Here is a 14108-nt window from a genome sequence, read left to right on the forward strand (position 1 = left end):
TTGCAGTTTGATAAGTAAAGTGCAATCTATCAATTTTTTTTTGAGGATAGATATATCTCTGATGGAGTAATTGTATTTTATTAAATCTAATATAAGGCAATAGACGTGTTAATATAATTATCAAACTGAAAGAGAAAACATATTTTTATTACTGCGGTTTAAAAAATTAGAAAAGGTTTTCTAAATATATTTATATTTACTACTTCAAAAAATATAAAATCAATTTCCAATGAAAAAGAAATGCTTTTCAATTCTTCGTGTTACTTCGCTTGTTTTCGTATTGCTAAATCTTTATCCGTTGGTGGTTTCTGCGCAGCCCTTGAATAAAGAAACTTTTAATTTTGCGCAAAATGCCGGTGCCGATATTTTATGCCAAACGCCTCCGATGGGTTGGAATAGCTGGAATGCTTTTCATACAGATATAACAGAACAGAAAATAAAAGATGCCGCGCAGGCACTTGTATCCAGTGGGATGAAAGCTGCCGGCTATGAATATATTAATATTGATGATGCATGGATGGACACGGTTCGCGATGCCCAGGGCCGTTTGCAGCCTGATCCAAAAAGATTTCCCCACGGAATAAAAGCGCTGGCCGACTATGTGCACAGCCTCGGATTAAAAATCGGAATTTATGAATCAGCGGGCACAAAGACATGCGCAGGTTTTCCCGGAAGCTTATATCACGAAAAAACAGATGCTGAAAGCTTTGCCAAATGGGGGATTGATTACCTGAAGCTGGACAACTGCAGCAATGAAGGTGTGGATTACATGCAAAGATATGAGGGAATGGAAAAGGCATTGCTTGCTACCGGCCGCCCCATTGTTTATAGCATTTGCGAGTGGGGCGTAAAAGATCCCTATCAATGGGCGCCGGCTATAAGCCAGTTGTGGCGCACCACGGGAGATATTTCAGACAATTGGAATAGCATGATAAATATAACAGACCAACAGGTAGGCTTACAAAAATATGCAGGCCCGGGGCATTGGAACGATCCGGATATGCTGGAAGTAGGAAATGGCGGAATGACCAACAATGAATATCGTACGCATTTCAGCTTGTGGGCTATAATGGCTGCGCCGTTGATTGCGGGCAATGATTTGCTGCACATGACGGAAGCCACTAAAGAAATTTTGACAAATAAAGACGTGATTGCGGTAGACCAGGATCCCGCGGGCAAAGAAGGATATAAAGTAGAAGACGACGGTGACCAGGAAGTTTGGGTAAAGCCCATGTCAGATGGAAGCTTCGCTGTTTTGCTTTTGAACCGTGGAGAAGAAAGGGTTTTTATGACTACAAACGTTGAACAAGTTGGCTTGCAAAAAGCACCTTCCTACAAAGTGGTAAATCTTTGGGACAAAGGAAATCGCTACCAGGCAGGCACTTATTCCACCAGTGATTTGATTCGTTCCTCAGTTGCTTCGCATGGCGTAGCAATGTTTCGTGTATGGCCTGAATCGAAATAAACATCCATAGTTTCCAACCAAATAGTAAAACAATAAATAATAAAGATTTTGTTTCCACATCCGTAATGAAAATGGCGTTTTCCTGGGAAAAAGTGCATCAGGTATCGTGTTTCCCCAAAAGCTAATTAAAGCCAATTAAATTCCTTTGATAATTGAGCCGTTCTGCAATGGTCCAAACAACTGGTCTATTTTGCCTACTTTCAATTCATTGTTACTAATCACCGTGGAAGGGCGAATGCGTACTCCGCCTTCCAGATCCACGCCATAACTGCGTTGAAAAGCTTGTCCGCTTATTATACCGTTGATAGAAACAGTTGCCTTTATTTTTTCTGCCGTGGTTAGAATATCCAAACCAGCCAGGCCGGGCTTAATATTCAGGTTGAGTTCCTTACCTACAGCCACGGGTATTTTATCAATCACAATGGCTATTTTATCTTTTCCGACGCCCATCTTATTATTAATTTCAAGGCGAACTGTTTTGTTTTCGTTGGTAATCATCTTTACTACTGAAGATGTAGTGCCCAGATCTTTAGTTTCCAATTTGGTAATCTCATTTGTTTTCACCGAAGATTGGAGCCTGAATTCATTCAGTTGATTTTTGATAGCATAAATAAACTGGCCATTGTTTGTGCCCCTCGTTGTGTGTTTAAAGTTTTTTGTGATGTTGGCAAGTGTAGCAATATTTCCAAGGGCTCCAGCAATAGTGGGATCAAGTTTTTTCATAACGGACGGATCATTAACTATATGCGTAACACTTCTGTCTTTGATGGCATTAAATAATTGATCATTGGTGGTTAATCCGGACAACGTGGAAGCCGCCGCGCGATCTGTTACAATATCAGCTAAGGTAAGGTTTGCCAAAACCCCTTTTTCCCGGATGCCGGGGGAGGTTGTAAACCGATTGTTAATGATTTCTGTTCGCATATATAATTCAGATCCGAGAATCCCTTTAGGCTTGGCAATTGTTTGTATGCCCGAATTCGCAGTGGTTAAAACGGTTTTGGATTCGGCCACTACCGGTTTTACAAGTTTTGCATCAAATCCTTTTATTGATACAAATTTGTTTTCCATAGTTTTTTTCTGTTTTAACCGGTTGATGCTATCTGCTCCAAATGCATCAAGGTCGTTGCCGTTTTCGTCCAGAAGGCTTACTGTTTCCGAGCCTTCGCCGAGGATGATAATAGTTCCGGTAAGTATCAGTAAAATCGCATCCCATATGGGTGTGCGGGGCCTCTCGCAGGTAACGGAATAAGGCATGTAGTGGAAACGTCCGCCGCTCCATGAGCCACCCGTGTATGTGCTCTTACCATTATAAGTGAATTCATTTGTAGAAGGATTAACGAAAAGCGTTTTTACATCGTTGGGAAAGTTAGGATCCAGGATAGAAATCTGCCACGGAGATGTACTGCTATTCCATGCTACCGGCAAAATGCAATGTGGCTTGCCACTGAAATCATAATTTTGCGAAATGCAAATGACAGGATTGCATCCTCTGTTAAACTCGTTTCTTGTTTCGTTAAACACATCTACCGGGTCATGTGTATTTCCGGAAAGAAATTGCCCCACAAACCACCAGATGGCTGAAGCGCCCACCTGGTATTGATGTTTAATATTGAATTCATTTACTACTGTGCTCCATGTCTTGAACCTGTCCAAAGGCAAACTAAACAGGCTACGGTGTTTATAAGCGTATATTGCCTCCAACGACATCCCAAAGCAATTGCCGTTAGCAGCAAGGCCCTTTATTACCAGCTCATAAAATGCTTTTTCCAGCCAATCTGTAAGATCCCACCATTCGGGATCGCTGTCTACATCACGGAAAGCCGCCGCATATTGATTATAGTTAATTTCCGGAGTGCCCGCATTTGTGACGCCCCACCATCTTTGAGTTTGCGTTAAATTGTTTTCATTAATCTGCGGCTTTACAGACCAGGTAATATAGTTGATCATTTGAAATCGTCCGGTATTGAACACACCATTATTTTCCCGCATTCCCCAGGCATTTGCCATATTGAGGGTTTTATTGTAAGTGCCCAGGTGGTCATCGCCACCGCCAAAAGGCGCTCCGCCATCGCTTTCCCAGATATCGAGCGTAAAGGTGATATTTCGGTCAACAGAATTGGGAATAATCGTCTTGCCTATCAGGGTGTTGAAATCATATACATTGTGCCCATCAGAATCGCCTGAATTAGGAATCCGTTGGCTATGTACCTCGTAGCCATTGTCTTTAAGAATAGCCTTCAGATATAAATCATTTTGCCCCATCAGAAATCCTTCGCTTTCCTGGCTGTCCACTCTACCTAAAAATAGTTTAAAGGCCTGGCAAACAAATATGTTATTCCAACTTCCAAACCATAAGATGCTTCCATTTTGGAACGTGTTATATCTTGCCGGCGCGGAGACTCCCGGTATGTTCCCTTCATCGGATGTGGGAAATCCCATTTGCCCGATAGGTCCGTTCAGATTCCTGTATTTAGCCCTGATGTCTCCGTGTACTTCAAACGCGCCACTGGTGCTACTCCAATAGATTGTACATCTTTCAAATTCGCTAAATTTACCTATTAATGCACTGCCGTTCATTATATCAGATTCGTTGCATACCGGGTATCCCCACGTGTTTACGCCTCCGGAAGCCAAATATTTTGTGAGGATAGCGCCGTGTACTTCAAATGCCTGGGGTGTGCCATTCTTGTAATACATTCTGCCACCTTGAAAAATTTGTTCTTTGCCACCGTTAATATTTGTAGATTCTGCAACCGGCCAGCCCAGAAATACAGATTCTCCAAAATGCTCATATTCCAGGAACAAGCGATCTGTTACCGAAAAAGCGCCTGTGCCGGCACTCCAATAAATCCCTCCTTTACTGAACACATTTTTTCTGCCGCCTGTTTTTGTGGTGTTACCTTCATTACTTACCAGGTATCCCAATTCCGACTTGCCTGCATTTGAAGCTGATTTATAATGCTGGAAAATCAGGCCATGCATTTCAAAAGCAGTTCCTACGGACTCATTGTACATGAGCAGGCCTGAGTCGAACCACTGTATATACGCTGTTGCATAGGGATCGTAGACATATTTGCCCTGCATGGCGCCAAAATTCAAAATGGGTTTTATTTGTTCTTGCTTGTATGTTAAAAACCATTCGGGATAGCTTCTCCGTTCGTCCAGTTGGGCTTCCAGGATTTCAGGTATTTCGTTATCATACCATTGAACTGCAGCGATTTGGCCATTGAAATGGCTCCTGGTACGATCTACCCACGCACCAATAAATAATTCTTTGCCGGCAAATTTCTCTATCATGCCTGACGGAAAAGCATGAACAGATAATATAGTATCATCAATGAACACCGCTACTGTGTCTGTATCATATACGAGGTCAGCCGTATACCAGGTACCAAGCTGCAGCGTTTTAAAATATTCGGTAGTAGTTCCGGCCCAGCCATGGGCTTTCGGCGCTACTGAAACGGCGAGGTTAAAGCTATTAGGGGCTGCTGTTTTATCCAGAAAAATGGAAAATGGCAAACAGTTAGATTCGACAAGATTCTGCCGGGAGGATATGGCAGTGTCCGTTTTAAAAATAACCCTTATGCAAAACCTGGAAGTGGAGATTGATGCTGGCGAAAGCACTGTAACGATGTTGCCTGTAGTACCAAAGTCCAGGGCATTTGCAAAAGTGCCCGCCGCGATAGTGCCCGGTCCAGGCACAATGGTACAGTTTGTAACAGTTGCTGGCATATTGCCATCAGGGTTTGCGACTTTCGCGGAACCAAGTGAATAATCAATGACTTTCATTTTAGTGGGTTTAATATTTTAAAAATGGGACAGACGCCGCTAATTGGGGGTATGATATCAGGATTTGATATTAATACTTTTGTAAATATAAATGATGATGGAATTGATGCCGGCGTCAATGATCAATTGGGCGACTTTATTCAGCAAGTGGTAATTTCCTTCGTAAATGCGCAAATGAGTTCGAATAAAATATATAAATAAATTCAACCAAAAGACTATTAACCTCCTGTTTGGTTCTCAGGTTATTTTTTGCGTATCCAAAAAATGTTTTCTCATTTCGAATGTCGAATGACTTTTGCGCTATAGCATACGTTTGTTGGAAGAAATTATCTTAAAAGCGTTGGCTGTGGCCAATTTCAGCCAGGTAAAAACACAATACAACAGGTATCTCGTGAAGGCTTGTCTGGCATCATCGATCCAAAATACGAATGGATTTTTTTTGTTTGTTCACTACAGATTCGAAATTGTAAAGCTGACTAACCAGTTTAATATTATTGGCAATGACGGACATTTACTCATTTGTAAGAGGGAGACAGCAGTAGTTTTCCAGAGCAGTTAACAAAAGAAAAATGTGTTATGGCTTTCGGTTAAATTTGTGCTGCAAGCGCTATGTTTATCTGCAATAAATTATCTTCCCTGCACTCTATTTCTTCATCCCTGGCAAACCTGAATTTGTTTTATTAATAACTGAAGTCACGCTGGAGATTACACCCGAAATATCAGATAAATCTGCAGGGACAATCATAGTATTATTAGTTTGAGCCAGCTTACCGAATTCAGTAAGATATTGCTCTGCAATACGCAGGTTCACGGCACTCATCCCGCCTTCTTCATTAATGGATTGGGCAATTTCGCGGATACCTTTGGCAGTGGCCACAGCCACCATTTCAATTTCAGAGGCCCTTCCTGCCGCTTCATTAATCCTCCTTTGCTTTTCACCTTCAGACAAAGCGATGGTTTGTTGTTTTTCACCTTCGGCGCGGTTTATTTTGGCTTGTTTATCACCTTCAGATTCTGCAATCAACGCTCTCTTTTCACGTTCTGCGCGCATTTGCTTTTCCATGGCGTCTTTAATGCTTTGCGGCGGTGAAATATTTTTTACTTCATATCGTGATACTTTTATGCCCCACGGGCCGCTTGCCCTGTCCACTGCCTCCACGATGGTCGCATTTACGGCTTCACGTTCCTCAAATGTTTTATCCAGCTCCATTTTGCCGATTACACTCCGCATCGTAGTTTGAGAAATCTGGATAACGGCAAACCTGTAATTGTCGATTCCATAGGAAGCTTTTTGCGGATCAATCACCTGGAGGTAAATAACGCCATCTACTTCTACTGCAATATTATCTTTTGTGATACAAATCTGCGAAGCCACATCTATGGCCTGCTCTTTCAGATTTTGCTTGTACGCTATTTTGTCAATAAACGGAATCAGGATGTGAAAACCGGCGTCCAGTGCGCGATTGAATTTGCCCAATCTTTCTACAATATAAACCGACCGCTGGGGCACTACTTTAAACGTGGACAAAAACGCCACCAATAAAAAGAGAATAACCACGAGGAGGATAATGGTTGAGGATGTTATCATGACTTAGTTGATTTAACGTGTAATAAAATGCTTTCATTGCCGATAATAATTACGTTGTCGCCCTTTTCAATAGTATCTTCCGAGGCGGCGGGCCAGGTAGTGCCTTTGAAATCAATTTTTCCATTATTACCAGGTGAAATATCCGTTTCTGCTTTGGCAATTTTGCCGAGAAACTCATCTTCCAATAGTTCTGATGGATGTTTTCTTTTCAATAAAATTTTTGATAATCCTTTCCTTAATAAAAGAATGCTTGCAACGGAACTCACCAGGAAAATGATTAGCTGGGTATTAATGGATATATCAAGGAAAAGGCATAAAATCGCTACTATCCAGGCGCCTGCTGCGAAGAAGAAAAGTATGAGTCCCGGAATTACAAATTCCAATAAAAAAAGAACAAGCCCTATGATTATCCAGATAACTGCAGCAGTCAGAAAATTCTCCATTCAAATTGGTTTGGCAATTAATTTTCAAATATAACCCAATAAGATGAACGGTCAAAGCAGGATGATAAGGATGCAGAAATTGAATGTGCGGTAAAATATAATCAGGTGCCTGATGCTTCTTTGCATATACCCGAAACTATCTTTTCTATCTTTCGCAATATTCCGTTGCCCTCTTCGCCTACCTGGTGTTTTGCTTTTAACGAGCCCATCAGGTTATACGACAGCCAGGTTTTGCCGGTAGCAGCTTCCCATATCAGGATTTTTGCCGGCAAATCAATTCCGACGCTTTGCTGTTCCTGCATCAATACGGTACCGATTTGGGGATTGCCAAATAAAATCAGCATGGTAGGCCTCAGTGAAAGCCCTTCTTTTGCTGCTTCAGCAGCATGGTCAATCTGCGCGAAAATGGTAAACTTTTTTTTCTTTATTAATGAAATAACTTTTTCAAGCGTGGTTTTAAAAGACGCGTAGGAGGCTATGGTGATAAGCTGTTCCATTTATTATTTCCTTACAATTTTGATGCCTTTTTATCTGTTCTTTATTAATTCAAACTATACAAAACGAAATAAATTTTTACATAATTTACTTGTTTACTGCCGCCAACATACAAAGATTTCTGCTTCCCGCGCGTTTATTGCGGATAATTCGCTTTCTGTGGGGCCAGATGCCTGAAACGATAGCGATTTTAGCAAATAATTCTTCCATTAGCTTTTAACAACTTTATTCTGTTGAGGTATTATTAGTAATGGGTTACCGGTAATAAATGCCATGTTTTTAGTAAAGCTTTCCACAAAGATTTGTTGTATAATGCTCTTCCTGCGCCGGATCATCACCAATATGTCATAGGGAATTTCCTCGTAAAGATGCTGAATCGTTTTTGAGATGGAAAACGTATCTATTTGCAGCAACCCGAGCCTTGTATCTTTAAATGCCTTTTGCATATCAAAAACGTGCCTTTCAAATTGTTTCTTATCCTTCATAGTTTCGGGCTGATGTGGATCGCGCAGATTTACCATCGTTATTTCTGCATTGTAAATTCCGGAAAGCGCTGATAAGATGGGGATGGCATTGTTATCGGATTTATGAATGGCAGTTGCGAACAAAATTTTCCCTGGTTTTTTCCATTTAAATTTTTCCGGGATTAAAAACACCGGAATTTTGGCTCGCTGGATAATCTTTGCGGCATTGCTTCCTAAAGTGATTTTTTTCAGGCCGGTGGCTCCCTCGGTGCCCATTACCACCAGGTCAATGTAATTTTCATCAGCGAAATCAAGAATATTTTTCACAACCGGGATTCTACCTACGTGAGCAGAGACAGGCACATTTGCGTTTGTATCGGCGAGTACTTTCTTTTGTAGTCGTTGCAGCCTTTTCAACACAATTTCCTGCAGGCGCCGGTTATGCTCATCCACGTTGAAAACAACGCCAGCTTCCGAAGCCTTTAGTGGCCTGAACAAATGATAAAGAATAATATCCGCTCCTGACCTGGAAGCAATATCCACCGCGTATCTGAAAGCTTTTTTCGAATTTGTTGAAAAGTCTACCGGTACTAATATTCGTTTCATAAACTTTTTTTTGCTTATTGTTATTCTGAATGCCCGTGTGCAGCAGGTATGGCGAGCAATGGTATTTTGGTATGATAGCTCATGCGTTTGGTTTTGCTCGGCTTAAAAATCCTGTTCCAAAATTTCATTGGATAAGTTACCATCACTAAAATGTCAATCTCATTTTTTTCTATAAAGTCCTGTAAAGTCTGTCCAAAATCTTCACCCGAAAGATGTGCGGACATCAGCGTTTCTTCTTTATACGTTTCTTTCAAATACTTTTCATATTGAACAATTTGCCGGTTATTATGCAGAAATATGCCTGCCTTGTCATCATCTTTATCGGTAAATATTTCCACTTCAACGTTTGCCATATACAAGCCGGCCAATTCAAAAATAAAATCAAGTATCACAGGGTCTTTTTCGAATTGGTTGGTAGCCAGCAGAATTTTCTGAGGCTTTTTCCATTTATAATCGTTGGGAATCGCAAATACGGGAATTCGTGATTTGCTGATGGTGTTCGCAGTGCGACTACCCCACAATTTTTCTTTGATACCGCTGGCTCCCAATGTGCCCATCACAATAGCGTCAAATTTGGTGTTGTGTAAAGTGGTGCTGATGGCTTCCTGCAAAGATTCTGTAGAGATAACCACGTCTACAGGTACGCCATATTTTTTCTCTATCTCTTTTTTGAGTTTCGCAAGTTTTGAATTCGCTTCGTTAAGAAGCGTAGTATTAAATTCCTTGTTCACTCCTACATAATCGGTATATACATTCGCTATGATTTCAAAAGAATGCAGCAGCGTAATTTGAAGTGGCACTATGCGGGCGGATTCAACAGCAAAATTTATTGCGTTATCTGCGCAGGCGGAAAAATCAGTCGGTACTAATACTCGTTTCATTTGAAATTTATTTATTATTTGAAATTGTATTTATTTATTATGAGCAATAAATAAAGGAGTTTCCAATTCTTTCATCAGGATATCAGCCATGCTCACCTTAAACCATCTGGAGATTTCACTTCTGCGGTAAGCGCCCAGCACCACAAGCTCATTCTCTTTATGATACCGCAAATGGCCAGGAATTTCCTCTTCCGCGCTTCCTTTTGCAACGATATAATTTGCTTTTGGAAAATGCCTTTTTATAAACTCACGTATTAAATTATTGTTAGGCAAATGGGATCCTGCCAATTTATCTTTTACTGTCAAAACTTCTACAGCCGCATCAAGTTCGCCAAAAAGATAGCTATACATTTTTATGGCAAAAACTGACGAAGGGGCACCGTCATAGAGCAAAGTAACCTTGTCGATGGGCTTATATATATCCGGCACTATCAATACCGGGCATTGCACATCTGAAAGTAGTTCCCTGATGAAGCGCGTGGGTGGGCCTTCCGAAAACCGGTTAAAAGTTTCGGAGTCGTTGATAATTATGAGATCGGCAAATATGCTTTCCTCCTTAAGCTCGTGGATAGCAATTCCTTTATTCCGGTGAAATGAATAGGGTATACCGCCTTTGCCGCAAGCCTGTTCAAATAACATAACTGCCTCATCTCTTTTTAGCTGATCTTTTTTGTCGAGCTCTTTTATTATTTTTTCATCGTTATTATAAGAAGATATAATTTTTGAAACGCTATACGAGCGATAAATAAAATCATCCAAAAAAACGCCTACAAGCGATGCATTGGCTTCGCGGGTAAGCTGGATGGCGTAATCCATTGTACTCTGTGAAAATTTTAAGCCATCAAAAACTGCCAGGAATTTTTTCGACTTCAGGTTTTTTCTTTTGTATAAGCGGCTGCCGGTATTGTACTCGAGCTCTTTGGTCAATATTTTTTTTGTCAGTTCTTTCATGATTTTTTAATTAAATTTCTAAAGAAATTCTTCTGCTTCCTGTAAAATTCCGGGAATAGCCAGGATGGGAATGGCAGAGTGAAAGGCCATATTTTTTGTAAAGCTTTTGAAGAAAAACTTTTCGAAAAATGATTTCGGATAGGTTACCATAGCAATGATTCCGGCCGTATTATTTACACAGTAAGCATCTATGGCCGATTCAAAATCGCTGCCTTCTAAAATTTCTCCTTTAAACACGGTACGTGGAAAAGTTTCTTTTAAAAAACCCAGATAGTAATTTAATTGCTCTTCATTGTAAATAAAATCAGCATCTTCATTGGCATCAATATCCTTAAAAACAATAACATGAACGGGGACCGAAAAAAGGTTAGCCAGATTCACAAAGTTTTTAAGCAACGCTTCATCTTTTTCAAATTGGTTGGTGGCAAAAACAATGGCTGTGGGCTTTTGTAATTCGTATGAAGCAGGTACGGTCAATACCGGAAAATTGGTTTTGCCGATTGTCCCGGCAGTAACGCTTCCGATTAATATTTTCTTTAACCCGGAAGCCCCTTTTGTGCCCATAACAATCAAATCGGGATTTTCTTTTTCTGCATATTTGAGAATGGAAGGGATTACGTTTCCGCCCACGAGAAAAGGTAAAATTTTTACATCAGGGTACACTTCCGCAATCGCTTTTAACGACAATTCCAGGCTTTTACTTTTATCAGCAACCACTTTTTTCCCGGATGAATCTGCCTGCATGGTGGCCATGTTCAGCGTAGGCTCCACTACATGCAGCAGGTGGATAACGGCATTGTTTTTTTTAGCTATTTCACAAGCCTGCGCCACTGCTTTTAAAGCATTGTCTGAAAAGTCTGTGGGGACTAATATTTTTTGCATTGCTTTTTAATTGTTTTTAGAGCAATGATATTCCTATTAATCCGGATGTAAGATGATATAAGTCAGGCTGTTTTATGATTGCGATCAATCAAAAGAAAGAAAATTAAAAATTACATTTTGCAGTAAATCAATAAATATTGTTGTTTTTTATGTTGATGGAGAAGATTAGTCGTAACAAGCGAAAATTCAATCCGGACCTGACTTTCAAACCTTAGTAGAAAAATACTTTAATAAAAATTAAAACCTTATTACTTTACCCTGCGTTAGTTTTTTTATAATAAGGTAATAAGGTTATGTCGATAGAGTTTACCTGATTTCTACTAAGGTTTTACAATACCTAATCTATTGATAGATCCTTTTTGCCCAATCAGCATTTTTCCAGCGCCTGCAATATGTCTGCCTTGATGTCTTCTATATCCTCCAGCCCTGCCGAAATCCGGATAAGCCCGGGAGTGATGCTTACACTGGCTTTTTCTTCATCCGTGAGCTTCGCATGCGTGGTAGAAGCCGGGTGCGAAGCAATGCTGCGCGTGTCGCCAAGATTGGAAGTGAGCGTAAGCATTTTCAGGCTATTTAAAAATTTCTTTCCGCTTTCGAGCCCCCCTTTAATATCAAAAGTAATTAAGCCTCCGCCGCGCGTCATTTGTTTTTTGGCCACTTCATACATAGGATGGGAGGGATGAAAAGGATATTTGATGTTGTTCAGCTTGGGATGGCCATCCAGCGCCTTTACCAATGCCTCTGCATTGTCGCAATGCCTTTGAAGCCTTACGTCAAGTGTTTCCAGGCTTTTGCTGAGCAGCCAGGCATTAAACGGCGAAATGGAAGGGCCTGTATTTTTACAGAAAACAAAAAGCTGGTCAATCAGTTCTTTTTTTCCAACTACAATACCCCCGAGCACACGGCCCTGGCCATCTATCCATTTGGTTGCGGAATGCAGAATCAAATCTGCTCCATACCTGGATGGCTTTTGAAGGATGGGCGTAGCAAAGCAATTGTCTACCAGCAATATGATATTATGTTTTTTAGCAAAATTGCCAATCCATTCCAGGTCTATAATATCCAGTCCCGGATTGGTGGGTGTTTCGATAAAAATCATTTTGGTATTTGGCTTCACCAGGCTTTCCCATGATTCGGGGTCGTTTATATCAGCGTAAGAATATTCAATATTCCACCGGGGGAAAAACTTGGTGATAATAGTGTGGGTAGAGCCAAATATGGAGCGGCAGCTTAGCAGGTGGTCGCCCGCATTCAGGAAGGTCATAAAGCAACCGAAAATTGAGCTCATGCCCGATGCAGTTACAAAGCCTGCTTCAACCTCTTCCAGCGCGCACATTTTATCAATAAGCTCCTGGGCATTTGGATTTTCAAAGCGTGAATAAATATTGTTATCGAGTTCGCCGGCAAATGTTTCGCTCATTTCTTCGGCACTGTCAAACTGAAAACTTGACGTCAGAAATAGTGGCGTGCTGTGTTCTTTTTGGTTGGTTTGGGGGGTTTGGATTCTGATAGCCTGCGTTTTCGGGAGTTGCGTCATTTTTATTTTTAATTTTTATTAAAAGGAGTGCGAAGATAAGAAGCAATGATTTTTTAAAAACCATAAAATTTTGGCGACGAAGCAATCTCTTAGTTATCACGTGTATCGTATACGCATAACCGTTATACCGGAAAGCAAAATAAAAAACCGTTGAATTTATTGCTTTACTGGAAAATACCCTGGCCTTTCGCTGGGCGTGTTACTTGTAATCCCTCAGCATCCAGACAATTAAGATTGAGGATGACGGGTGTGGGTACATTCGCCATGAAATGCCTGATAAGAGGAAAAATTAAAACAAAGGAAAATTATTCTTAAGCTCACGGGTACCGGTGAAAAAATATACTTTTTCTGTAAGCGGCGATACTAAAATACAAATGCTTTGATTATTTCGCCGGCAATGAATACCCGCAATTAAACGACGCAATTTTTTTATCACCGGTGCTACTCTTTCTTCCGGGTAAGTTAATCGTAATTCTTTTTCTGCTTTGTTTGCCGACAATGTTAGCAAATCAAACAGGCTTTTTTCATGATTCATCTTTAATTCAAAGGGCAGAATGAGTGAAACACGGGGCTGGCCTTCTTCTGCTGTGGGCATGTCAGGATAATCCTTATCATATTTCATGAGATGTTTTTAGTGGGCGCAATATTTACAACCGGGGTAACTATCGTAGTCACTTGCACAGTTGGCATTTGCATCATAAGTTACAATAATAAAATGAAACTGGAGGCTTTTCTTTTTTCTATTCATTCAGTAACGTAGAAATTGTCATCCGATTTAATATAAAACTGCAATTGGGCATAAGCAATCGTTTAATTTCATAAGCCAACGCTGTGGCAGTAAAGGAAGAAATAAACAGTTTTTCTGTTTTGCCACGCCATTTCTGATACCCCGAGTTGAATAATTAAATTAACTAAATAAAATTATTGCCCATTTTATTTTTTGTACCTTGTAGTACTTACCACTATCCTCCGAACATATTTTGCTTTCCCTGAATGCCATATCG

General features: G+C 40.5%; 13 protein-coding genes. 2 read left to right on the plus strand and 11 right to left on the minus strand.

The features are described from left to right. Nucleotides 1-229: 229 nt before the first annotated feature. Nucleotides 230-1465 carry a glycoside hydrolase family 27 protein gene (locus EFY79_RS01335; RefSeq protein WP_123118865.1) on the plus strand — a complete coding sequence of 412 codons (1236 nt, stop codon included), beginning with the start codon at nucleotides 230-232 and terminating at the stop codon, nucleotides 1463-1465. 135 nt (nucleotides 1466-1600) lie between these two features. On the opposite strand, the gene EFY79_RS01340 is transcribed toward EFY79_RS01335, so the two are convergent. Further along, nucleotides 1601-5257 (minus strand): LGFP repeat-containing protein, encoded by a 3657-nt coding sequence (locus EFY79_RS01340; protein ID WP_123118866.1) that lies wholly within the window; start codon nucleotides 5255-5257, stop codon nucleotides 1601-1603. Nucleotides 5258-5281: 24 nt separating this feature from the next. Here EFY79_RS01340 and EFY79_RS21330 point away from each other — a divergent pair, with 24 nt between their 5' ends. After that, nucleotides 5282-5458, plus strand: coding sequence for a hypothetical protein (locus tag EFY79_RS21330; RefSeq protein ID WP_158605116.1), 177 nt, complete (start codon nucleotides 5282-5284; stop codon nucleotides 5456-5458). A 442-nt stretch (nucleotides 5459-5900) separates the two neighbouring features. Here the strand turns inward: EFY79_RS21330 and EFY79_RS01350 are convergent, their stop codons facing one another. The 10 genes from EFY79_RS01350 to EFY79_RS01395 form a co-directional block, all read right to left on the minus strand. Further along, nucleotides 5901-6845 carry an SPFH domain-containing protein gene (locus tag EFY79_RS01350; RefSeq protein WP_199727406.1) on the minus strand — a complete coding sequence of 315 codons (945 nt, stop codon included), beginning with the start codon at nucleotides 6843-6845 and terminating at the stop codon, nucleotides 5901-5903. Then, nucleotides 6842-7288, minus strand: a complete 447-nt coding sequence (locus tag EFY79_RS01355; protein ID WP_123118868.1) for an NfeD family protein — start codon at nucleotides 7286-7288, stop codon at nucleotides 6842-6844. Before EFY79_RS01355 ends, EFY79_RS01350 begins: the two co-directional genes overlap by 4 nt. Nucleotides 7289-7389: 101 nt before the next feature. Next, nucleotides 7390-7785 carry a DUF302 domain-containing protein gene (locus tag EFY79_RS01360; RefSeq protein WP_123118869.1) on the minus strand — a complete coding sequence of 132 codons (396 nt, stop codon included), beginning with the start codon at nucleotides 7783-7785 and terminating at the stop codon, nucleotides 7390-7392. Nucleotides 7786-7870: 85 nt separating this feature from the next. Next, complete coding sequence (locus tag EFY79_RS21845; protein WP_262683346.1) at nucleotides 7871-7993, minus strand: hypothetical protein; 123 nt, start codon at nucleotides 7991-7993, stop codon at nucleotides 7871-7873. After that, nucleotides 7993-8853: a universal stress protein gene (locus EFY79_RS01370; protein WP_123118871.1), complete on the minus strand. Its 861-nt coding sequence runs from the start codon at nucleotides 8851-8853 to the stop codon at nucleotides 7993-7995. Before EFY79_RS01370 ends, EFY79_RS21845 begins: the two co-directional genes overlap by 1 nt. Nucleotides 8854-8873: 20 nt before the next feature. Beyond that, nucleotides 8874-9734, minus strand: a complete 861-nt coding sequence (locus tag EFY79_RS01375) for a universal stress protein (protein WP_123118872.1) — start codon at nucleotides 9732-9734, stop codon at nucleotides 8874-8876. A 30-nt stretch (nucleotides 9735-9764) separates the two neighbouring features. Next, on the minus strand, nucleotides 9765-10685 hold the full coding sequence (locus EFY79_RS01380; protein ID WP_233577897.1) for a universal stress protein: 921 nt from the start codon (nucleotides 10683-10685) through the stop codon (nucleotides 9765-9767). A gap of 18 nt (nucleotides 10686-10703) precedes the next feature. Next, the gene (locus EFY79_RS01385; RefSeq protein ID WP_123118873.1) at nucleotides 10704-11567 is read right to left on the minus strand and encodes a universal stress protein; all 864 of its coding nucleotides are present in this window, start codon (nucleotides 11565-11567) and stop codon (nucleotides 10704-10706) included. A gap of 367 nt (nucleotides 11568-11934) precedes the next feature. Further along, nucleotides 11935-13104 carry a trans-sulfuration enzyme family protein gene (locus EFY79_RS01390; RefSeq protein WP_123118874.1) on the minus strand — a complete coding sequence of 390 codons (1170 nt, stop codon included), beginning with the start codon at nucleotides 13102-13104 and terminating at the stop codon, nucleotides 11935-11937. 289 nt (nucleotides 13105-13393) lie between these two features. Next, nucleotides 13394-13726, minus strand: coding sequence for a hypothetical protein (locus EFY79_RS01395; protein WP_123118875.1), 333 nt, complete (start codon nucleotides 13724-13726; stop codon nucleotides 13394-13396). Nucleotides 13727-14108 lie beyond the last annotated feature (382 nt).

Origin of the sequence: Hanamia caeni, assembly GCF_003721595.1 — a bacterium.
Taxonomy (GTDB): Bacteria; Bacteroidota; Bacteroidia; order Chitinophagales; family Chitinophagaceae; genus Ginsengibacter; species Ginsengibacter caeni.